Annotated in this window: 18 protein-coding genes; 7 read left to right on the forward strand and 11 right to left on the reverse strand. The window is 71.3% G+C overall.

Features of this window, described 5'->3' with window-relative positions; genetic code table 11:
• Positions 1 to 169 precede the first annotated feature (169 nt).
• From ACFVXA_RS18245 to xylB, 4 genes are all read right to left on the reverse strand, one after another.
• Complete coding sequence (locus ACFVXA_RS18245; protein ID WP_362015160.1) at positions 170 to 1,183, reverse strand: acetamidase/formamidase family protein; 1,014 nt, start codon at positions 1,181 to 1,183, stop codon at positions 170 to 172.
• Complete coding sequence (locus ACFVXA_RS18250) at positions 1,180 to 2,664, reverse strand: APC family permease (RefSeq protein ID WP_383904911.1); 1,485 nt, start codon at positions 2,662 to 2,664, stop codon at positions 1,180 to 1,182. The genes ACFVXA_RS18245 and ACFVXA_RS18250 overlap by 4 nt, the downstream gene beginning before the upstream one ends.
• A gap of 341 nt (positions 2,665 to 3,005) precedes the next feature.
• Positions 3,006 to 4,220: an ROK family protein gene (locus ACFVXA_RS18255; protein WP_390025592.1), complete on the reverse strand. Its 1,215-nt coding sequence runs from the start codon at positions 4,218 to 4,220 to the stop codon at positions 3,006 to 3,008.
• A gap of 213 nt (positions 4,221 to 4,433) precedes the next feature.
• On the reverse strand, positions 4,434 to 5,879 hold the full coding sequence (gene xylB, locus ACFVXA_RS18260) for a xylulokinase (RefSeq protein ID WP_390025594.1): 1,446 nt from the start codon (positions 5,877 to 5,879) through the stop codon (positions 4,434 to 4,436).
• A gap of 162 nt (positions 5,880 to 6,041) precedes the next feature.
• Between xylB and xylA the strand changes: the two genes are divergently transcribed.
• Together xylA and ACFVXA_RS18270 are read left to right on the forward strand one after the other, a co-directional pair.
• Positions 6,042 to 7,208, forward strand: coding sequence for a xylose isomerase (gene xylA, locus ACFVXA_RS18265; RefSeq protein WP_390025596.1), 1,167 nt, complete (start codon positions 6,042 to 6,044; stop codon positions 7,206 to 7,208).
• 499 nt (positions 7,209 to 7,707) lie between these two features.
• A complete protein-coding gene (locus ACFVXA_RS18270) occupies positions 7,708 to 8,322 on the forward strand; it encodes a hypothetical protein (RefSeq protein WP_362015173.1) in 615 nt (204 codons plus the stop codon).
• 152 nt (positions 8,323 to 8,474) lie between these two features.
• Here the strand turns inward: ACFVXA_RS18270 and ACFVXA_RS18275 are convergent, their stop codons facing one another.
• From ACFVXA_RS18275 to ACFVXA_RS18285, 3 genes are all read right to left on the reverse strand, one after another.
• Positions 8,475 to 9,815, reverse strand: a complete 1,341-nt coding sequence (locus ACFVXA_RS18275) for an esterase-like activity of phytase family protein (RefSeq protein WP_383904903.1) — start codon at positions 9,813 to 9,815, stop codon at positions 8,475 to 8,477.
• Between the two features lie 88 nt (positions 9,816 to 9,903).
• Positions 9,904 to 11,172: an SWF or SNF family helicase gene (locus tag ACFVXA_RS18280; RefSeq protein ID WP_389933840.1), complete on the reverse strand. Its 1,269-nt coding sequence runs from the start codon at positions 11,170 to 11,172 to the stop codon at positions 9,904 to 9,906.
• Entirely contained in the window at positions 11,169 to 14,120 is a 2,952-nt protein-coding gene (locus ACFVXA_RS18285; protein WP_390025599.1) for a DEAD/DEAH box helicase, read from the reverse strand. Before ACFVXA_RS18285 ends, ACFVXA_RS18280 begins: the two co-directional genes overlap by 4 nt.
• 245 nt (positions 14,121 to 14,365) lie before the next feature.
• On the opposite strand from ACFVXA_RS18285, the gene ACFVXA_RS18290 reads away from it, so the two are divergent.
• Positions 14,366 to 15,421, forward strand: coding sequence for a fatty acid desaturase family protein (locus tag ACFVXA_RS18290; protein ID WP_390025601.1), 1,056 nt, complete (start codon positions 14,366 to 14,368; stop codon positions 15,419 to 15,421).
• Between the two features lie 103 nt (positions 15,422 to 15,524).
• Positions 15,525 to 15,707, forward strand: a complete 183-nt coding sequence (locus tag ACFVXA_RS18295) for a hypothetical protein (protein WP_081223009.1) — start codon at positions 15,525 to 15,527, stop codon at positions 15,705 to 15,707.
• 218 nt (positions 15,708 to 15,925) lie between these two features.
• On the opposite strand, the gene ACFVXA_RS18300 is transcribed toward ACFVXA_RS18295, so the two are convergent.
• Positions 15,926 to 16,780 carry a hypothetical protein gene (locus ACFVXA_RS18300; RefSeq protein ID WP_383904892.1) on the reverse strand — a complete coding sequence of 285 codons (855 nt, stop codon included), beginning with the start codon at positions 16,778 to 16,780 and terminating at the stop codon, positions 15,926 to 15,928.
• 135 nt (positions 16,781 to 16,915) lie between these two features.
• A complete protein-coding gene (locus ACFVXA_RS18305) occupies positions 16,916 to 17,230 on the reverse strand; it encodes a hypothetical protein (RefSeq protein ID WP_390025603.1) in 315 nt (104 codons plus the stop codon).
• A gap of 98 nt (positions 17,231 to 17,328) precedes the next feature.
• Here ACFVXA_RS18305 and ACFVXA_RS18310 point away from each other — a divergent pair, with 98 nt between their 5' ends.
• Complete coding sequence (locus ACFVXA_RS18310) at positions 17,329 to 18,219, forward strand: oxygenase MpaB family protein (RefSeq protein WP_384023690.1); 891 nt, start codon at positions 17,329 to 17,331, stop codon at positions 18,217 to 18,219.
• Here the strand turns inward: ACFVXA_RS18310 and ACFVXA_RS18315 are convergent.
• Positions 18,196 to 18,729: a PadR family transcriptional regulator gene (locus ACFVXA_RS18315; protein ID WP_390025605.1), complete on the reverse strand. Its 534-nt coding sequence runs from the start codon at positions 18,727 to 18,729 to the stop codon at positions 18,196 to 18,198. The genes ACFVXA_RS18310 and ACFVXA_RS18315 overlap by 24 nt on opposite strands.
• Before the next feature lie 104 nt (positions 18,730 to 18,833).
• Between ACFVXA_RS18315 and ACFVXA_RS18320 the strand changes: the two genes are divergently transcribed.
• Entirely contained in the window at positions 18,834 to 19,667 is an 834-nt protein-coding gene (locus ACFVXA_RS18320) for an alpha/beta fold hydrolase (RefSeq protein ID WP_383904889.1), read from the forward strand.
• Between the two features lie 16 nt (positions 19,668 to 19,683).
• Here the strand turns inward: ACFVXA_RS18320 and ACFVXA_RS18325 are convergent, their stop codons facing one another.
• Complete coding sequence (locus tag ACFVXA_RS18325; protein WP_362015196.1) at positions 19,684 to 20,283, reverse strand: methyltransferase domain-containing protein; 600 nt, start codon at positions 20,281 to 20,283, stop codon at positions 19,684 to 19,686.
• Positions 20,284 to 20,435: 152 nt separating this feature from the next.
• Between ACFVXA_RS18325 and ACFVXA_RS18330 the strand changes: the two genes are divergently transcribed.
• Complete coding sequence (locus ACFVXA_RS18330) at positions 20,436 to 21,209, forward strand: MHYT domain-containing protein (RefSeq protein WP_384397937.1); 774 nt, start codon at positions 20,436 to 20,438, stop codon at positions 21,207 to 21,209.
• Positions 21,210 to 21,260: the final 51 nt, after the last annotated feature.

Genomic DNA, 21,260 nt, shown 5'->3' on the forward strand with positions numbered 1-21,260 from the left:
GTGGGGGCATTGAGCGCGGTCGTGTGGCGCTTGGGCCAGGGAGCGGGTGTCGGCGGTGGGGGGAATGTGATTCTTCGACGTCACCGACGACGTCAGCCGGCGCGATCTTGGCGGTGGTCCGTCGCGTGGGCCCTCGGTGGCGGTGGTCGGGGGCGGAATCGTCGTGTGCTCAGTGTCGGAGTCCCAGGGCCGTCTCGCGCAGCCGCGCGTGCAGCCCGCGGTGCGTCTCCCGTGTGGGCAGCCATTCCTTCCGGATCTTGGCGACGCAGGTGTAGTTGGTGTCGCAGACGTTGGCGAGCGGCGACTCCACCGCCTGGGTGGCGAACTGGTACGCGTCCAGCTCGCTGAACCCGTAGTCACGCACCAGCCACTGGACCAGGTCGAGTTGGGATATCCGGAACGCGTCCTCCAAGGGGCGTGCCGAGCCCGTCGAGATGATGTGCGTGTCGGACTCGATCCGCGGCCAGGGCGTGGCCACTCCCTTGAGGAGCTCGACGATCACCACCGTGTTCATCGCGCACTCGACGGCGACTCCGCAGGTCTCGCCCTCTCCCTGCCGGGCGTGGCCGTCACCGAGGCTCAACAGGGCGCCCTCGACGTTCACTCCGAGGTAACAGGTCACGCCCTCCCGCATCTCCGGAGTGTCCATGTTTCCGCCGTGCGCGTCGGGGACCAGCGCGGAGCGCACCTCCAGATTGGCGGGCGCCACACCGACCGTTCCGTGCATCGGATCCATTGGCAGCTCGATCCGGATGTCACTGTCACGGGCGCTGAACAGCGCTGTGCGCCGCTCTCGGTCGAGCTGCCAGATCCACACCGTTTCCGGCAGCGGCGGCTGGAGCGTGGCCGTGGTGTGCGTGGAGGTGAGCGCACCGAAGAGCGGGACTGTCGTCGACGCCGCCCAGTCACGGGCGGGTTCGATCGACACGAAGTGGACCGCGACCGTGTCACCCGGCTCCGCCCCCTCCACGTGGAAGGGTCCCGTCTGCGGGTTGAGGAACGGGAATTCGCACACCTCGGACACCAAGTCCTTCTCGGAGCGCACCCGCCCGGCGAAGCAGTCCTCGGTGTAGAGATCGAGGACCGTGCCCGGTGCGATACGGGCCACGGGCGGCGCGCCGCCGAACGTCCATGCGTACTCGCCCGGTTCGGGTCGTACGGTCAGGATCCGGGGGTCGCTCATGACTGCACAGCTCCGCTCTGCCGAAGGTCGGTGGGTGAGGTCTCGTCAAGGTGGACGCGGGCGGTCTCGGCTATGCGCCCGGGGTGGCGGCGCAGCAGAACGAGCAGTACGACAACCCCTGCCGTCATCCAGACTCCGACGATCGGTCCCGCGTACGACACGGGCGCGGTCAGCTCGGAGACGAAGTCGAAGACAGGCAGGCCCGCGGCGGTCAGTAGCGCGGGGACGAAGGCCACGATGCCGAGCAGCGGGAACACCAGATGCCGCACCGGTTGGAACAAATCCCGCCTGCGGCGCAGGAAGTAGCCCGCACAGGCGAGGTTCACCACGATGTACACACCGGTCACGACCGTGACGATCACCGTAGCGAGCAGGAGAAACGCGGTCACGGGGTCGTACGAGAAGCCAAGGCCCAGCATGGCGGCGAGTGCCACGCCGCACTGCACGGCGACCCCGGTGACGGGGGAGCGGTGCTTGGGATGCAGACGTGCGAAGAGCTGCGGGAACACCCGGATCCGGCCCAGGGCGAAGGCGGTTCGAGTGGAGACGTTGGCGCACGCGTTGGCGTTGGCGATCGTCGAGTTGATCACGGCGAGGAACACCAGCACCCAGAACAGCCCGAACGACGCGCGGGCCACGCCTTCCCACGAGGCGGCGCCGGAGGCTCCGAACCCGGCGAAGCGGTCGGGGCCGTAGAACACGGCCATCGCGTAGGTCGTCAGGACGTACACGAGTCCGATCGAGAGCGCCGCGCCGAGGACCGCTCGATGCATCGTGCGGCGGGGGTCCTTCGTCTCCTCCGCAAGGGGGGCCGCTGCCTCGAAACCGGCGAAGGCCAGCACCGTGTACACCGAGCCCGCGAACACGCCGCTGATGCCGTCGTGTCCCTCGGCCGTGTGCGAAGTACCGAACACCGACAGGGTGTTGTCACCGCCGGCCTTGATGATCAGCCAGACCGCGAAGACGACGAAGACCAGGACCTCGAACACGCCGAGGACGGTTCCGAAGCGGGCCGAGGCGCGCACTCCGAAGTAGCCCGCCACCGCGATGACCGCGGCGCCCGCGAGCGACCAGGGCCACCACAGGTCGTCCGGATACGAGGACCACTCCTGATGGAGCGTGCCCGCCGTGGTGAACCCGAGCTGCAGGAGCAGCAGCGGCGGGACGAGCGCCTCGACGAACACATAGCCCCAGCCCACGAGGAATCCGACGGCCGGATGCAGCCCCTGGGCCGCGTACGTGGCCACCGAGCCGGCGGCGGGCAACTGGCGTGCCAGCTCGGCCACGCACGACGCGGTGAACAGACATGCCACCAAGGCAATGAGTACGGACAACGGCAGACTGCCGCCCGCGAAGGCCGCGCCCGAGGGAATGGACGCGGCGACCGCGGCGGCCGGCGCCATGGCCGTGATGCTCTGGAACAGGACCTCGCGCAGTCCGATGGCCTCGCGCCGCAGCCCTGGAACCGTCTCCCCCGACATGTGAACCCCCCGATGCACTGGACACGCAGCCATCGGCCCGACGGCTGCGCCTCGCGTGAATTACGGTACGGCGCTTGCCGGTTGGGCAGGAAGAGCGGGGCGTGAGTCGGTGGACAAGTCCCGGCCTGTGGACAACTCGGCCACTCCCAAGAGGGAACTGGGTGCCCCGCGGGACGCCTCGCTCGGTGTCCGCAGACCACCAATTTCGGTGTCTACCCACTACCGGCGGCGCGCGCCCCCGCCAGCAACGGCCGCCCGCTACCCTCCGCATCGCCCCGCACCCCCGCTACCCTCCGCGACACCCGCCTCGCCTCCGCGACACCCGCCTCGCCCCGCCCTCGCTACCTCCGCCCTGCCCCCGTGACCCCCGCCGGATCGTCGAGCACGGCCCGCACCACCGAGTGCGCCGCGCCCAGCAGCGGACCCTCGGGTCCCAGCCGCGAGACCGTCACGGCGCAGGCGGGACCCGCCGTACGCCCCGCCAACTCGGCTTCCAGCGCAGGCAGCAGCCACGGCGCGAGGCCGGACAGCGCTCCCCCCAGCACGACTGTCTCCGGGTCCAGCAGATTGACCGCCCCGGTCAGCGCGATGCCGAGCGCCGTTCCGGCTCCGCGCAGCGCACGCCGTACCGCCGCGTCACCCTGGGTGGCGCGCTCCGCCAACAGCCCGACCCGGTCCTCGCCCGGCCCCAGACCGGCCGCGCGCAGGACGGCTTCCTCTCCCGCGTACTGTTCGAGGCACCCGCGTCCACCGCAGGGGCACGGCGGGCCCTCCGGACGTACCGGCACATGCCCCAACTCGCCCGCGAAGCCGCGCGTGCCACGCAGCAGCCGCCCGTCCACGAGTATCGCCGCCCCGATGCCGATCTCCGCCGACACATGCAGAAAGTCCCGCGGAGTCGCCTCGCCGAGCCAGAGTTCCGCGAGACCGCCGAAGTTGGCCTCGTTGTCCACGGTCAGCGGCAGCTCTCCGGGCAGTAGCGCGCCGAGGTCCGTGTCGTGCCAGTCGAGGTTGGGCGCGCGCACCACGGTGCGGGCATCGCGCGCCACCAGGCCGGGTACGGCCACCGCGAGGCCCGCGGGCCACAGCCCCTCCCGCTCCGCCGCGGCGACGACCTGACGTACCAGGGTCGTCAGCTCCTGGATCACCGGCTCGGGCGGCCGGCCACGATTCGTGCCGTGCCGCACGACCCGGGCCCGCACCTCACCGCGCAGATCGACCGCGCACACCGCGAGATGGTCGACGCCGACCTCGGCGCCGATCCCGGCGGGACCGTGCCCGCTGACGGCGAGGGCCGAGCCGGGACGCCCCACCCGTCCGGGCCGCTCGGGGCCCAGCTCCTCGAGGAGCCCGGCGCGGATCAGCTCGTCCACCAGCGTGGAGACGGCCGCTCGCGTCAAGCCGATGCGCGAGGCGACGGCGGCACGCGACAGGGGTCCCTGAGCGCTGACGGTGTGCATGACCCGCGAAAGGTTGCGGCGGCGCATGCCCTGCTGGGTGTCGGGCAGCCGCCGGCCGGAACCGGTCGGGTGGGCCTCGTGCAGTGGTGCGGTCATGCCTCCATCAATCCTCGTTCGGCCAATCCCTGTTCGGCCAATCCTCGTTCGGCGGTTCCTCGGGGGCGGCCGCTCGTCAGCGCCGGTCCTTTGGGGGATCTTGCGATTGCCGGTTCCGGCGAGGCGGTCGACGTCTGCGCCGGTCCCCGCGAGGACCGGGGCGATCCTCGTGTGGCCAGGCCCCTCGGGGTGCCGCTCCTCGTCCGTGCCTGGTCAGTTCCGGTCCACCCCCCGCTCCAGCAGCGGCGCCGCGTCGGAGAGTACCCCGGCGATCCTCGCCAGCGTCTCGTCGTCCCGGTCCACGGCGTCCAGCACGGGCCCGTGGGCGGTGTTCCAGCGGCGGGCGACCGCGGCCGGGTCCTCGCCGGTGAGCAGGCCCGCCGCCTGCGCGGCGGCCCCGAGCGCGACCAGTTCCTTGGCCTCCGGCACCTGAACCGGCCGACCGGACAGCCGTCGTACCGTCTGCTGCCAGGCCGTTCCTCGCGCACCGCCACCGATCAGGAGCAGGGGAGCGGAGCGGTCGGCGTCCGCGTCCAGCACCAGGTCGAGGGCGCCCAGGAGCGAGTGGACCGCGCCGTCGTACGCCGCCTGCAGGAGCTGTCCGCCCGTCGTGTCGTGCCGCAGTCCGTGCAGCAGCCCCGAGGCGTGCGGCAGGTTGGGTGTGCGCTCACCGTCGAGGTAGGGGAGCAGTGTCACGCCCCTGCCCGGCTCGACGGCCTCGCGGTCGAGGCCCAGCAGCGCGGCGACGCGGTCGACGGCGAGGGTGCAGTTCAGGGTGCAGGCCAACGGAAGCCAGTCACCGCGCGCGTCGGCGAAGCCCGCCACGGTCCCGGTCGGGTCGGCAGGGCGCCGCGTCGAGACGGCGTACACCGTGCCGGAGGTGCCGAGGCTGAGTACCGCCGTGCCGGGGCGAAGCCCGAGCCCGAGAGCGGCGGCCGCGTTGTCGCCGGTGCCCGCCGCGACCAGCGTGCCCCTGGAGAACGGCAGCTCACCACGGGCGTGGACGGTTCCGGCCACCTCACCGGGCCGGACGACGCGGGGGAGCAGGGTGGGGTCGAGGCCGACGTGCGCGAGGACCTCTTCGTCGTACGTCTCGGTACCGGACGCCCACCATCCCGTACCGGAGACATCCCCGTGGTCGGTCGTGCCCTGGCCGGTGAGGAGTTCGGTGAGGTAGTCGTGGGGCAGACGTACGGCCGTGGTCGCACGGACGGCATCCGGTTCGTTCTCGGCCAGCCAGGCCCATTTCGTGACCGTGAAGGACGGCCCCGGCACACTGCCGGTGCGTTCGGCCCAGGCCTTCGGGCCGCCGAGTTCCTCGACGAGCCGACGCGCCTGCGGCGCCGAGCGCACGTCGTTCCACAGCAGGGCCGGGCGTACGGGATCGCCCTGGGCGTCCAGCGTGACGAGCCCGTGCTGCTGGCCGCCGATCGACACCGCCGCGGCCTCGTGGGCCGCGTCGCCGCACTGGTGCAGCGCCTCGCGGAGCGCGTCCCACCACTGCCGCGGATCACTCTCCCGGCCCGCACCCGTGGAGACGGTGTGCGGCGCCTGCCCGCTCGCCACCACCTGTCCGGTCGACGCGTCGACGACCAGCACCTTGGTGGACTGGGTGGACGAGTCCACCCCGACGACGAGTGGACCCTCGGCTGCTGACATCGGGCTCTCCCTCTTCCGCGGCTCCGCGGGATCTGTCCTGGTTGGGGGCTCCCCGGACCGCCACGGCCCGGTTTCACCCTTCGTCTCTTCCCAGAGATGCGTTCGCATACTAATTTGTTAATCGCCATGACGAAATAGTCGGAGCTAGCGAGGAGCCGCGGCATGAACTACCAGCCCACCCCCGACGACAGGTTCACCTTCGGCCTGTGGACCGTCGGCTGGCAGGGAAGGGATCCGTTCGGCGACGCCACCCGGCGCGCCCTGGACCCGGTCGAGTCGGTGCAGCGTCTCGCCGAGCTCGGCGCCTACGGAGTGACCTTTCACGACGACGACCTGATCCCCTTCGGGTCCTCGGACAGCGAGCGCGAGTCGCACATCAAGCGGTTCCGGCAGGCCCTGGACGCGACGGGTCTGAAGGTGCCGATGGCCACCACCAACCTGTTCACGCACCCCGTCTTCAAGGACGGCGCGTTCACCGCGAACGACCGTGACGTACGCCGCTACGCGCTGCGCAAGACGATCCGCAACGTCGACCTGGCGGTCGAGCTGGGCGCCCAGACGTACGTCGCCTGGGGCGGCCGGGAGGGAGCCGAGTCCGGCGCCGCCAAGGACGTACGCGTCGCACTCGACCGTATGAAGGAGGCCTTCGACCTCCTGGGCGAGTACGTGACCTCCCAGGGGTACGACCTGAAGTTCGCGATCGAGCCCAAGCCCAACGAGCCGCGCGGCGACATCCTGCTGCCCACCGTCGGCCACGCGCTCGCGTTCATCGAGCGACTGGAGCGCCCGGAGCTGTACGGCGTCAACCCCGAGGTGGGCCACGAGCAGATGGCCGGGCTGAACTTCCCGCACGGCATCGCGCAGGCACTGTGGGCGGGCAAGCTCTTCCACATCGACCTCAATGGCCAGTCCGGCATCAAGTACGACCAGGACCTGCGCTTCGGAGCGGGCGATCTGCGCTCCGCGTTCTGGCTCGTCGACCTCCTGGAGAGCGCCGGTTACGCGGGCCCCAAGCACTTCGACTTCAAGCCGCCACGGACCGAGGACTTCGACGGCGTGTGGGCGTCGGCGGCCGGCTGCATGCGCAACTACCTGATCCTGCGCGAGCGTTCCGCGGCCTTCCGCGCCGACCCGGAGGTCCAGGACGCGCTGCGTGCCTCGCGCCTGGACGAGCTGGCGCAGCCCACCGCGGGGGACGGCCTCAAGGCGCTGCTCGCCGACCGCGCGGCCTTCGAGGACTTCGACGTGGAGGCGGTCGCCGCGCGCGGGATGGCCTTCGAGCGTCTGGACCAGCTGGCGATGGACCACCTGCTGGGCGCGCGGGGCTGACCGCGGTCACCTCGGGGGCTCGGGCCCGCCTTCGGGCGGGGCCGGTCGTCCTGGTCCTGAGCCTTCGGCGGATCGCTGTGGATCCCCCGCGCGGAATGCTCCGGAATCATGCGATCCATGGCATGAGTCCGTATCAACTTCCGCGCAGGGGTCGCGCCATGACCGGTTCGAGGCGACTCTTGACGGTATGGCCATGCCGCCCGTACCGCCCCAGCCCCCTCGGCCGCCGGGAGACACGCCGCCACCCGAGGGGGGTGGTTTCGGCCCTCCGTCCGGGGGCTACGGAGCACCCTCGGGTGGCTACGGGCCTTCGCCCGGCGGCTACGGACCTCCGCCCGGCGGCTATGGTCCGCCGCCTGACGGATACGGGCCACCGTCGCAGGGCGGTGGTCGGCCTCCTGGGCAGGGCGGGGGCGGGGGCTGGGATCCGCCGCCTTCCGGACCGCCCGGTGGCCCTGGAGGCCCCGGCGGAGGACGGCGACGCGGCACCCTGTTCCTCGTGCTCGCCGTGATCGTGGCCGTGGGAGTCATCGCCGTCGTGGCCGTCGCGGCCACCAGCGGAAACGGCAAGCAGGACAAGAAGTCACCCGACGGGAGCAGTGGGAGCACGTCCCGCACGCCCATCCCTTCGCTGAGCATCCCCTCCGAACTACCGTCGCTGCCGTCGGAAGTGCCCAGCGTCGTGCCGTCGTTGCCCTCGGACATACCAAGCGGCGTGGTCCCGAGCGACCTCCAGTCGCTCTTCCCGACCCTCGCGAACGACGAAGTCCCGTACTACATGTTGAAGAAGGGTGACTGTTTCGACACGAGCGAGGGGTTGCCCGGGCAGGCCGCCAAACGCTCCTGCACCAAGCCGCATGACGCCGAAGTCGTCAAGATGGCCGAGCTCAAAGGCAGTTACACGACCGACGCCGCCCTCAAGAAGGCCGCGTCCGCGCTGTGCGAGTCGACGCTGCAACGCAAGGCGGCCAAGCAGCGCGCGGGCACCGTGCGGGGCACCCTCGTGCAGTACCCGGACGCGAGCGGCTACAAGATAGGCATCGACAACGTCGCCTGCAGCCTGGCGGCGGACGTCGGCAAGGGAACCCACAAGCTGACCAAGCCTCTGACGTGAGCGGCACACGCGCGTGGCCCGTCTTCACCGCGCACGCGCGCGTGCCGTAAGAAAACCGCTCCCGAGGTCAGGCCGGTCCGGGACCCCACTCCCCGAGGTCAGGCCGGTCCGGGACCCCACTCCCCGAGGTCAGAGGCCGCACCGTCCCGAAGTCAGATCCCGCGCGGCAGTCGCACGTACGTCACCGTCGTCTCGATTCCGCTGTCCACCAACCGCCCCTGCGCGTCGAACGCGCCTGCCCCGTCCGTCATCCCGAAGTCGTTGTCGTTGATGAGAGCGAGTGTGTCGTGGTTCACGCGCGCGATGCCCTCGACCTTGCCGGGTACCCCTTCAACGGTGCCCAGGTCCACGACCAGGCGCTTGCCCAGCACGGGAACCCCGGCCGCCGCGGGGTCGTCGAGCTGCTCCAGGGAAGGCGACGTCGTGTCGGTGTCCCACACGTCGCCGAGGATGTCCGCGCGACGCGTGAGCTCGACCGACTGCAGGCGTGCCGCCTTGTCGGTGCGCTCCTCGACAAGCAGCCGATCGCGGCCGACGGCCACCACGGATGAGATCTTCAGCTGGGACGTGTCGTCCTCACCCGGGTCGACCACGTTCACCGGGTCGAAGCGGTAGGCGTACTCGGCGGTCACGGCCCGCTTCTTGGGCGAGAAGCGCAGCAGCCGCGTGGTACGCGAGGCGTCTCCGGCGTCGCCGTCCGGCAGTGACAGCGGGCTCTGCAGGGCCATCACCAGGTCGCCGCCCGGGAGTTGGGCGAGCCCTTCGAAGCCACGGTTGATCTTCCGGTGGAGCAGGACGGCGGGCAGCGCCTCGACCACCGGGTAGTCCGTGCCCGTCAGATTCAGCCCCTGGGGCACATACCGCGTGAGCACCTTCCCGCGCGCGGAGACATGGATCAGCGAGGGGCCGTACTCGTCGACGAGCCAGAAGGAACCATCCTCCGCCCGCACGATGCCCTCGGTGTCCAGACCGTTCGCGTTGTACGAGAAAGGGCTCCGCGCGTCGTAGGAGTACGGCGCTTCGTCGCGCCCCGCCTGGTTGGGGAGCCCGGTGACGGGCTTCCCCGAGGACGTGGTGATCGGGATGGCGTCGAGCACTTGCACGGTGTCTCCGGAGACCCGGATCTTCACGATCGCCGGGTCGAAGCCCGGTACCGGGAACGTCCGGCGCTTCGTGCCGTCGACCTTGATCTGGCCGTTGGGCCCCCGGTCGGTGACCGTCCAGAACTCGCCCTGGCGTCCGGCGGGGTAGATGTCACTGCCGATTCCGCCTAGGTCCACGCCGCGGTCGTCGCTCACCGTGCCGGGCAGCAGCGCGTTGCTGAACGCGCCCAGCGGTATGTCGCCGAGCGTCGCGGTACGCGTCACCTCGGGCGAAGGGTTGTCCGTCGCGCCGGCCGTGCCGGCCAGCGCGAAGGCGGCCAGCACGGCGAGCGGCACGCCCGCGGCGACGGATCGGTGGACACGGCGCCGGCCGACGGCATGCGGGGACATCGGGCCTCCTGGGACACAAGTACGGTGACAGCGGCCAGAGTTGGCCCTCTCTTCGAACAGCGTGCGACCTGGAGGTGAACGCCGGTCGTCAACCACTCATCGGGTCTCCGTCCGTCATGGCCAGAGCCGTTGCCGGATCCATGGCCGCCGGCCCCGCGGGGGCCCATCGGCCCCGCTCCTTGCGATACGGCCACCACCGGCCGTCGCTCCCGAGACGCAGCTGAGCGGACGAGCCGACCACCGTCCAGCGGTTGCGTGTCGCGCGCAGCCGTGGTCGCTCGTCCTCGTCCCAGGCGGACTCCAGCGCGGCACGCGCGCGTGCCAGCGACTCCGTCCCCACGGCCCACTCGTCGTCCAGGACCGACAGTGCGGCCACGCCCCCGTAACGCCAGGCGCGTACGGCGAGTTGCAGCCCCTCGGGATCCCGGCCCGAACCCTCGGCGAGCCGCCCGGAGACCCACTGGTCCGGGCTGCTCGCGGCCAGCCGAACCGCGTCCTGGGCAAGCGTCAACTCCGCCTCGTCCGCGTGCTGTCCGTGTCCTGAACCGAGCGCCTGGACGAGCAGCCGGTACGCCTCGCCCGCGGCCGCGCCGGCGAGGAACTCCACGGCGGCCGGGTCGACGCCCGGCGCCGGCGTGACCTCGGTGTCCAGGGAAGGCGGCCGCCCGGGCGCCTCGGGCAGCTCCGGAGGCGCCGGCAGCGGCGGCAGGACGGCCCCGGCCCTGTACGCCTCGGCGGCGTCCACGCCGTCCCTGTGGGCATCGGGCGTGTCCGGCTGTCCCATGGGTGCGCTGCTGCGTTCCTGGAGCTCGTCCAGCAGCGGGCGTTCGCCGCGCCCTCGCATCAGCAGCAGGACGAACGGGTCCTGGTCCAGCAGGCGGGCCGTCTGGTAGCACAGCGCGGCGGTGTGCCCGCAGTGGTCCCAGGCGCCGCAGGCGCACGCGGGCTCCAGATCGCCGAGTCCCGGAAGGAGTTCGACTCCGGCGGCCGCTGCGTCCTCGACCAGATGGGGTGGCATGTCGCGCTCGAGCAGCGCCGCGATGTGCCCGGCGCGCTCGACCGCCATGGCCAGAAAGCGGTCCCACTGCACCTCGGACAGCTCCTGAAGCAGGACGTCCGCGCGGTGCGCGGTGCCGTCCCGGTCCTGGACCACCGCGGTGATGCGCCCAGGGCGCACCGACACCGCGCCGACCGCTCCGCCGCGCGCGAGTCTGCGGCCGGTCTTCACCTGCTCCGAGTCCAACGCCGCGTCTTCCAGGGCCCGCAACCAGGCCTGGCCCCACCATGTCCGCGCGAAACCGCGCCCGGGCGGGGCCGGCAGTGCGGCAAACGTACGTTCCTCGTTCCGATTCGTCATCGTGCGCCCCCTCGCAGCTCCACCAGCTCGGCCAGTTCCGCGTCCGTCAGCTCTGTGAACGCCGGTTCACCGGCGCCCAGGACGGAGTCGGCCAACCGCTGCTTGCGCCGCAGCATGTCGGCGATGCGGTCCTCGATGGTCCCCTCCGTGATGAGCCGGTGCACCTGGACGGGCCGACTCTGTCCGATGCGGTACGCGCGGTCCGTGGCCTGCGCCTCGACGGCCGGGTTCCACCAGCGGTCGTAGTGCACGACATGTTCGGCCCGTGTCAGGTTCAGGCCGGTGCCCGCGGCCTTCAACGACAACAAGAAGACGGGGATTTCGCCCTCCTGGAAGCGCTGCACCATCGCGTCGCGCTCGTTGACGGGCGTCCCTCCGTGCAGGAACTGCGTCGACACTCCGCGCGCGGCCAGGTGCCGCTCGATGAGGCGCGCCATCCGCACGTACTGCGTGAAGACCAGAACGGCGGCCCCCTCCGCGAGGATGGTGTCGAGCAGCTCGTCCAGCAACTCCAGCTTCCCGGACCTGCCAGGGATCTTCGGCCGGTCCTCCTTGAGGAACTGGGCCGGGTGATTGCAGATCTGCTTCAGACCGGTGAGCAGCTTCACGATCAGGCCTCGCCGGGCCATGCTGTCCGCCCCGGAGATCTCCGCGAGCGTCTCGCGCACCATCGCCTCGTACAGACCCGCCTGCTCCGTGGTGAGCGATACGGCGCGGTCGGTCTCGGTCTTCGGTGGCAGCTCGGGCGCGATACCCGGGTCCGACTTGCGGCGGCGCAGCAGGAACGGGCGCACGAGCCGGGCGAGTCGCTCGGCCGCCGCGGGATCCTGGCCGCTCTCGACGGCTTGCGCGTAGCGGGTGCGGAAGGTGCCGAGTGGGCCGAGCAGGCCAGGCGTCGTCCAGTCGAGGATCGCCCACAGTTCCGAGAGGTTGTTCTCCACCGGGGTGCCGGTGAGCGCCACACGCGCGCGTGCGCCGATGGTGCGCAGTGCGCGCGCCGTCGCCGAGTAGGGGTTCTTCACGTGCTGGGCCTCGTCCGCGACGACCATGCCCCACGCCACCTCGCCGAGCCGCGCCGCGTCGAGCCGCATCGTGCCGTACGTCGTGAGCACGATCTCGCCGTCGGCCAACCCTTCCAGGCTGCGCCGAGCACCGTGGAAACGGCGTACGGGGGTGCCGGGCGCGAACCTCTCGATCTCGCGCTGCCAGTTGCCCATCAAGGAGGCCGGACAGACCACCAGGGTGGGGCCGGCGGCGGACGCTTCGGTCTGCCGGTGCAGATGCAGGGCGATCAGCGTGACGGTCTTGCCCAGGCCCATGTCGTCGGCCAGACAGCCGCCCAGCCCCAAAGAGGTCATACGGGCCAGCCAGTTGAGCCCCCGCGCCTGGTAGCCCCGCAGCGTCGCGTGCAACGCGGCCGGCTGCCCGACCGGCTCCTGACCCTCCGGGTCCGCCAGCCGCTCTCGCAGGGACGCCAGCCATCCCGTGGGACGTACGTCGACCCGGCGGCCGTCGACCTCCGCGGAGCTCGTCAGAGCGGCGCTCAGCGCGTCGATGGGCGTGACCTTGCGATCCTGCTGTGCCTGGGCGCGGCGCACCTCCCGCGGGTCGACGAGGACCCACTGGTCGCGCAGCCGCACCATGGGCCGGTTGGCCTCGGCCAGCTGGTCCAGCTCCTGCCGGGTGAGCCGCTGATCACCCAGCGCGAACCACCAGTTGAAGGCGAGCAGCGCGTCCGCGGACAGGAACGACGGCGCGTCCGAGGCGAACCTGCCCGGGCCGTCCTCATCGTCCGACGCGCCCGCGCCCTGGCCGGCCTCCCGGTTCGACGCGCCCCAGCCCCGGCCGGCGTCCCGGTTCGACGCGCCTTCGCCCAGGCCGGCTCCGTCGTCCGGCGGCCCGATGACCGCCTGAGCCGTCAAGTTCCGGGCCAGTTCCTTCGGCCAGTGCACGTCGACGCCGGCGAACGCCAGCGCGCGGGCGCCTGCCCCGAGAAGCTCGGTGACGTCCTCGTCCGCGAGCTCGACGGCATCCGGAACGGCCGCCGAGAGCAGGGGAGTCAGCGGGGCCCAGGCCCGCGCCGCGCGACGCAGCGCGAGCAAGGCGTCCATCCGCGCGCGCGGGCCGAAGCCGGGGGCGCCGGCCCAGACGGCGGAGGCATCCGCGACGAGGGCCGGATCGCTCACGCTGTGCAGTTGCAGCACCGCGTGGAACGCCGGCCGCGTCTCGTCCGACAAGGCCGACGTCAGCCCCGGCACTTCGAGGCGCAGCGAGATCCGTACGTCGCTGTCGTGCGCCGCGGCGACGTCCGTGGCCCACGCCCGCTGCTCTGGCACATGCTGCGGCTCGGGCGCCGCGTAGGTCGGACCACCCGCCGCGAGCGCCGCCGCGGGGGAGCGGGGCAGCGCGTCGGCGACCGCGTCCAGGAAAGCGCGCAGCAGCCTCTCCGGCTCGGGAAGCAGCAGCGGTGCGGCGCCGTCCACCGGTACGGCGTGCGCCTCGGGTGGCATCGCCGCCGCCACCTCTCGGATCCGCTCCAGATCCTCCGCGCGCAGCGGGCCCGCACGCCATGCGTCGTGGTCGCCGGCCGTCAGCCCCGGCAGCAGCAGTCCTCGCGCGAGGAACTGGAGGGCGAGTACGGCGGCCCCGCCCCAGAACGCGGTCGCCCGGTGCGGGTGCGCGGCGCCGCGCACGCGCGTGAGGACCGGCAGAGCCGCCCGCACGGGAATCAGTACGGCAGGCACGCTGACGAGCTCGACGCCCTCGCCCGAGGGCAGCACGACGGTCAGATCCTCCGCGGAGCCGGACGCCACCGTGGGAGGGGACTCGCCTTCGGGGCGCCAGAACGCGACGCTTCCCGAACGCGGCGGATCGGCAGGTACGAACACGGCACGACAGCGGGCCAGTTCCGAGATCTCGGCGGGAGTGGCCGCGGGAATCCTCTGCACAGCGATAACGCATTCCTCAAATTTGACTACTGGGGGCGAGTCGCCGAGGTTACCCCACTCCGGAAGCCGGACAAGCCCGGCCGAGCCGTGACGTGGTTCACCTTGCGAGGGGGTGTCGCCAACCCCCCTACGGTGCCCCGGCAGGCCCCCGAACAGACGCGGGTGGTGGCGCCATGGTCGCGGAAGGTCACTGATTCGTACGTTTCATCAGGTCAGCCCGTTCCCTGAGAGACCGGAGTCCCACCATGTCCCAGAGCGCCGCCGTCCTCGCGGAACACCCTCCAGGGGCGAGCGACGGTCAGACCGCGGGGAGCGACTTCGCGCCCCTGCTGCGTACCGTCAGGAACCAGGGCCTGCTGAAGCGGCGCCATGGCTGGTACGCCCGCGAGATCGCCGTGAACGCGCTGGCCCTGGCCGGTGTGGTGACAGGCGTCGCCCTGATCGGCAACTCCTGGTGGTCGCTGCTCCTCGCGCCCGTGCTCGCCGTCCTGGGGGCCCGGACGGCATTCACAGGCCATGACGCGGGCCACTCCCAGATCACCGCCGACAAGTCCGTCGGCCGCCTGATCGGCCTGCTCCACGGCAACTTGCTCCTCGGGATGAGCTACTCCTGGTGGAACGACAAGCACAACCGCCACCACGCCAACCCCAACCACATCGACAAGGACCCCGATGTGGTCGCCGATGTCCTGGTGTTCAGCAGTGAGCAGGCCAAGGACCGGGCCGGCTTCAGGCGCTGGCTCACCCGCAACCAGGCCTGGCTCTTCTTCCCGCTCACCCTCCTCGAAGGCGTCGCCCTGAAGGTCCACGGCTTCCAGGACCTTCGTCGGCAGCCGCCGCGTGAGCGGGCCGTGGAGGCGTTGCTGCTGGTGACCCACATCGTCGCCTATGCGACCTTGCTGCTCACCTCCATGTCACTCGGCAAGGCGCTGGCCTTCGCGGCCCTTCACCAGGCACTGTTCGGCCTGCACCTGGGAATGGCCTTCGCCCCCAACCACAAGGGCATGGAGATGCCCGACCCGGACGGCGAGCGCTGGGGCCACCTGCGCCGTCAGGTGCTGACCTCGCGCAACGTCCGCGGTGCCGTGACGACCGACTGGTTCCTCGGTGGTCTGAACTACCAGATCGAGCACCACTTGTTCCCCAGCATGCCCCGCCCGCATCTGCGACTCGCTCAGCCCCTGGTGCGCGCGCACTGCCAGGAGTTGGGTATCCCCTACGCGGAGGCCGGGCTCGTCGATTCCTACCGGCAGGCCCTGCGCCACATGCACGAGGTCGGGGAGCCCCTCAGGGTCGCGTAGGGGGCGCGCCTCAGGGACGTATCAGGGTCGCGGTCCGGAACCGTGGGAGCCAGGGACCCGTTCTCAGGACAGAGAGCGGCAGCAGCCGCGAAGGAGGCGACACATGTCGAAGAACGCGAAGATCGCCGCAGGAGGTGTGGCGGTAGGCCTCATCCTGCTGATCTGGCTGCCCTGGTGGGCTGCCTTCCTGATCGTGCTGGGAGTCCCGGCGGCGGCCTACCTCGCGCTGGACCCCTCGCAGCGGCGCAGGCTGCGCCGCGTCACGCGCAAGGAGATCGGTCGCTGAGGAGCCACCGACGGCTCCGGCCGGCGCACGGGGACTGACTCACCACGTTCACCACAGCCCGCTCGCGGACCCTCCGTCGGTACGGTCCGCGGGCGGGGCCGCACCTCGCCCAAGGTCCGCATGCGGGGCCGCACTATCGGCACTCTGCCCCTCGACTCGGACGACAGCCGCTGACAGCGCAGCGTCCGCGCCGCGGGAATTCCGCGCGGCACGGCCGCTCAGCTCGGGCGTACCGCCATCTTGTCGAGGGCTTCCAGGAGGCCGGGCAGTTCAGGTCCGCGACCGACGGGCAGGACCTCTCCGGGCTCCTCGTCGAGGAGGACGAACGCGATGTCGTCGGTCCTCGCGACCAAGGACCAGCCGGGGCCGTCCGCGCGCAGGGTCCGGGCGTCCCCTGTCGCGAAGGACGAGCGGACACGGCCGAGCGGAGGCGGCGTGTCGACGTAGGAGCGCGCCTCCGCGAGCACCCGGCGGACGCCACCGCGCGCCTCGCCGTCGCCGCCCTTCTCCTCGGCGGCGTCCTCGGCCTTTGCCGCACCCGACGACGTCACGAAGTCACCGTCGTCGATCTGCTCCCGCCAGATCGCCCACTGCAAGGCGATCTCGTCGGCACCGAGGCGCCGTTGGGCCGGACCCCACGTGGCGGTGTCCGGCGGGCTCAGCGGAGGCCCTTCCGTGAGCTCGGGCGCGGGGTCGTGCGGGGCCGGCACCCCGGGGGCCGATACAGCGACCTCAAGGGGCCAGCCGGGCAGCGCGGCGACGACCGTGCGCTCGTCCGGCGACAGGTCGTGCTCCATTCCGCAGTCCCAGGAGGCGATGGCCACGGCGACCAGCGACACGTCGTCGACGACAACGGTCCACCGCGCGCCCTCCCCGTCCTGGCCGAGCACGAGACCGTACCCGTCGGCGAGCGGCGCGAGGCCGAGCGTCGCGCAGGCCTCCGGATAGTCGTCCCCCAGCACGCTGGGGAACTTCGCGGGCGTCAGCAACACCGCCGTCAGCACATAGAGTGCGTCGTCGTCCAGTACCTCGTCGTCCCCGGTGGCGACGGCGCCATCGTCCGTCCCGGCCATCCCAGCCTCCCCATCGCTACGTTCGTCGGCGCACCATAATGCGACTGGAAGGCGCTTGTCACGAGCCCGAAGTACACGCGGAGCTGCAGTTATCCGGCTGGACAGGGGCGAAACGCCCGCCCCGGTACCCGAGGGTCAGGCCGTGGGCAGCCCCAGCAGCGTGCGCGCCACCGTCCGCGGCGACTCGTCCCGCTCCCGCGCCAGCGCTATCACCGCCCGGCAGGTCAACTCGTTCACCCCGAACGACAGCGCCTCCGGCGACACCCACGCAGCCGCCTCGTCGATCTGGTCCTGGTCGTCCTCCGCGCACGCCGACACATAGGCCGCGGCCGCCTCGAACAGGTTGTGCGCTCGCTTCTTCGGCCGTGGCACGACGGGCTGCGGCTCGTCGGGCCGCTCGACCGTCCTCGTGCGCCATATCTTGCGGAGTCTGCCGAGAATGCCGGACATCGGGCCACCTTCCCCCTGTGCGATGGTCATCGCTGATCGTGCACCTGCTGCTACTCAACGTAGAGTTGGAGCCGCGGCGGCAGAAGGGGGACGGCCAGGTGAAGCGTTACGAGCGGCTCGAACAGATCCGGCGGATGGACCCGGAGAAGGAGGCGTCGGAGATCTACCGGCTCTCCACCGCGTACGAATTCCCCTGGGACTTCGCCCGGGCCTTGGAACTCGCGCTGTACCGCACGTACGCCGTGCCCGGCATCGGTCGGCTGCTCGCCGAGACCGCGGAGCTCACGGACCGCACGCAGAAGCGCTACGACGACACCGCGCTCCTTCTCGACGCCGTCGTCGAGCACGGCTTCGACGGAGAGGAGGGCCGCGCGGCGATTCTCCGTATCAACCAGATGCACCACAGCTACGACATCAGCAATGAAGACATGCGTTACGTGCTCTGCACCTTCGTGGTGATGCCCAAGCGGTGGATCGAGGCTTACGGGTGGCGCAGGATGTCGCGCCACGAGATCATCGCTTCCACGGTGCACTACCGCACCCTGGGTCGGTACATGGGGATTAAGAACATCCCGGAGTCCTACGAGGACTTCGAGGACTGCCTCGACGCCTACGAAGAGGCCCATTTCGGGTGGGACGAGGGTGCGCGCAGGGTCTCCGACGCGACGCTGGACCTGATGGCCTCCTGGTACCCCCGTGCGCTCGCACCGCTGCTGCGTGCCTCGACCCTGGCCCTGCTCGACGCATCACTGTTGCGTGCCTTCCGGTACGAGCCCCCGGGTCCCGCCACACGCGCGCTGGTCCGCCGTGCGGTACGCGCGCGTGGCCGACTGGTCCGGCTCATGCCGCCGCGCCGTGCACCGCACTTCGCCAGACAGAATTGGGAGATCAAGGGCTACCGGGACGGCTACCGCGTCGCCGATCTGGGCACTCGCCCAGTGCCTGGCGTGCGGGGCTGTCCCGTCTCATCGGCCGCTCGCGTCGAGTGAGTCGATCGTGGCCCGCAGCCAGGCCAGTTCGGCCCGGCTCGTGGCCCGCGCGATGGTGAGGATGCCGCGCCTGAAGGGGTCGTCCAGCTCCTCCGCGCGCAGCGGCCGGTCACCGTCGTAGAAAAAGCTCGCGGGCTCCTCCAGGAAAGCGAGCCTGCGCCGCAGCACGGCGGCCTGCGCCGCCGGGCCGCCCAGGTGCCTGAGGAAGGCGAGTACCGTGAACCAGCGGTTCTCGTCGGTGATGTCGCGCCCCGCCGGTTCCGCCAGCCGACGGCGCAGTTCGCGTCTGCCCTCGCCGGTGAGGGTCAGGACGTGACGCGGGGCGGCCACGGATCCGGGCTGCGTCGCCCTTTCCAGCAGGTCCGCCTTCTCCAGCCGCTTGATCGCGGGATACAGGGTGCTCTCGGCAACGGGTTTCACATGCCCGGTCAGCGCGGTGATGCGTTTGCGCAGCTCGTAGCCGTGCAGGGGGGCGTCGTACAGAAAACCGAGGATGGCGAGCTCCAGCATGCCCACATTCTGCCGCACCTTCGCTGTACATCGCTTCCCCGATACATCGGTACCGATGTATTGTCTCGGAAGTGCGGTGCACCGAGGAGACAGGGGAGAGCGGGATGCAACAGGCAGAGTTCGACGGCAAGGGAAGTCACATCCGCTGGACGGAAGCGGCAGGCGCCGAACCCTCGCGGGTGTACGTCCATGGTCTGGGCTCGGCCTCGACGGTCTACAACGCCCACATAGCCGCGCGGCCGGAACTGGCGGGCCGCCGCACCCTGTTCGTCGACCTGCCCGGTCACGGCATCAGTGATCGGCCCGCGGACTTCGGCTACACCCTGGAGGACCACGCCGAGGCGCTGGCGGTGGCCCTGGACACTGCCCATGTCACCGGCGCGGAGCTCGTCGCGCACAGCATGGGGGGCGCCGTCGCCATCGTGCTCGCCCACCGACGGCCCGACCTCGTCTCACGGCTGGTCCTGGCGGAGGCCAACCTGGACCCGCACCCTCCGGTCACCGCGGGCAGTAGTGGCATCGCCTCCTACGACGAGGAGGACTACGTCGTCAGCGGCGGCCACGCGCGCGTGCTGGAAAAGGTCGGCCCCTTCTGGGCGGCCACCATGCGGCTCGCCGATCCGCGCGCCCTGCACCGCACGGCGAAGGGACTCAGGCGCGGCACGAGTCCCACGATGCGCCGCATGCTCGAAGAGCTGACAGCGGAGCGCGTCTACCTTCAGGGCGAGCTGAGCGGTGAACTCCCGGGCAGGGAAGATCTGGAGGCGGCTGGAGTGCGGGTCGTGACCGTGCCCGGCGCCGGGCACAACGTCATGTTCGACAACCCCGACGCCTTTGCTGCGGAGGTCGCCGGACGGGCTGAGGCGTCAGCCACACGCCGGAAGGAACGGACGGCGTCAGCAGCGGGAGGCGCTGAGGTGCTGAGGCGTCAGTGGTGACAGAAGGTCCGACGCGTCAGTGGCGCCGCACGGCCAGCGCGAGGAAGCGGGCGTCCTCGTCGGCGTACGACGTCAAGTCCCAGCCGGAACCGGCCAGCAGGGGAGTGAGGTTGGCCTCCGCCCGCAGGTCGTCCGGGGTGATCTGCCGGCCCTGCCGGGCCGCGAGCGCCGCCCGGCCGATCGGGTGGAAGAGTGCCAGGGTGCCGCCCGGCCGCACCACGCGTGCCAACTCGCTGAGGTTCTCGGCCGGGTTCGGCAGGTGCGCGATGAGGCCCGCTCCGAAGACCGCGTCCAGCGACTGCGCGCGCAACGGCAGCCCGGCGACGTCGGCGAGCAGCAACTGCCCGTCGCGGTCCCGTCCGGCCCGTACGGCGGCCTGCAGCATGGCCGGGGTCAGATCGGCCCCGATGACCACTCCGGACGCTCCCACGGCCGCTCGCAGCGGCGGCAGGGCGCGTCCGGTGCCGCAGCCCGCGTCGAGCACGCGGTCGCCCTCGCGCAGCCCCATCTCGGCGACCGCGGCCGCGTACGCGGGCCCGTCGTCGGGGAACTTGGCGTCCCAGTCGGCGGCACGCGCCGTGAAGAACTCCTGGACATGTGTGTGGTCGTCGCTCATGTTCCGCATGATCCCTCACCGACACGAAGGATGCCGCTGTGCACATGTTCGAGCGTGACGCGATCGTTCAGCTACACCTCTGAGTCATATTCCAACAGCTTTCGAAATGCGCCCCCTTTGAGCGCCCCTGTCCGGACTAGCGTCCCTGGGCCATGGGACACCTGGACCACGCCGCTTTCGGCTGGCTGACCCCCGTGCTGTCGTACGTGATGGCCTGCATAGGCGCCGCTCTCGGGCTGCGCTGCACGGTCCGCGCGCTCGGCGCCACCGGGCGGTCGCGCCGCAACTGGCTCCTCACCGCGGCCTCCGCGATCGGCACCGGCATCTGGACCATGCACTTCGTGGCGATGCTGGGCTTCAGCGTCAGCGGCACGGAGATGCGCTACAACGTGCCGCTGACCATCCTCAGCCTGCTCGTCGCCATGGTCGTCGTCGGCGCGGGCGTCTTCGCCGTCGGCTACGGCCGCGACCGGGGCCGCGCTCTCGTCCTCGGCGGACTCACCACCGGGCTCGGGGTCGCGAGCATGCACTACCTGGGCATGGCCGCGCTGCGACTGCACGGCCAGGTGCACTACGACCCGGCGCTGGTCGGGCTCTCCGTCGTGATCGCCGTGGTCGCGGCGACCGCCGCCCTGTGGGCGGCGCTCAACATCAAGTCGCCGGTGGCGGTTGCCGTCGCCTCCCTCGTCATGGGCGGCGCGGTGAGCAGCATGCACTACACCGGGATGATGGCGGTGAGTGTGCGCGTCAGCCCGTCCGGCGAGGCCCTGCCCGGGGCCACGGCGATGCAGTTCATCTTCCCCCTTGCCGTCGGCCTCGGGTCCTATCTCTTCCTGACATCGGCGTTCGTCGCGCTGTCGCCGACGACCGACGAGCGCGAGGCATCCGCATCGGCCCAGCGGCCGGTCGAGAGCGTCGCCCGCTAGAGGCGGGCCCGGAGCCACGACGGCCCGGAAGGCACGCCCCGAACCTTCCCG

Source organism: Streptomyces sp. NPDC058246 (assembly GCF_042881985.1).
Classification (GTDB): domain Bacteria; phylum Actinomycetota; class Actinomycetes; order Streptomycetales; family Streptomycetaceae; genus Streptomyces.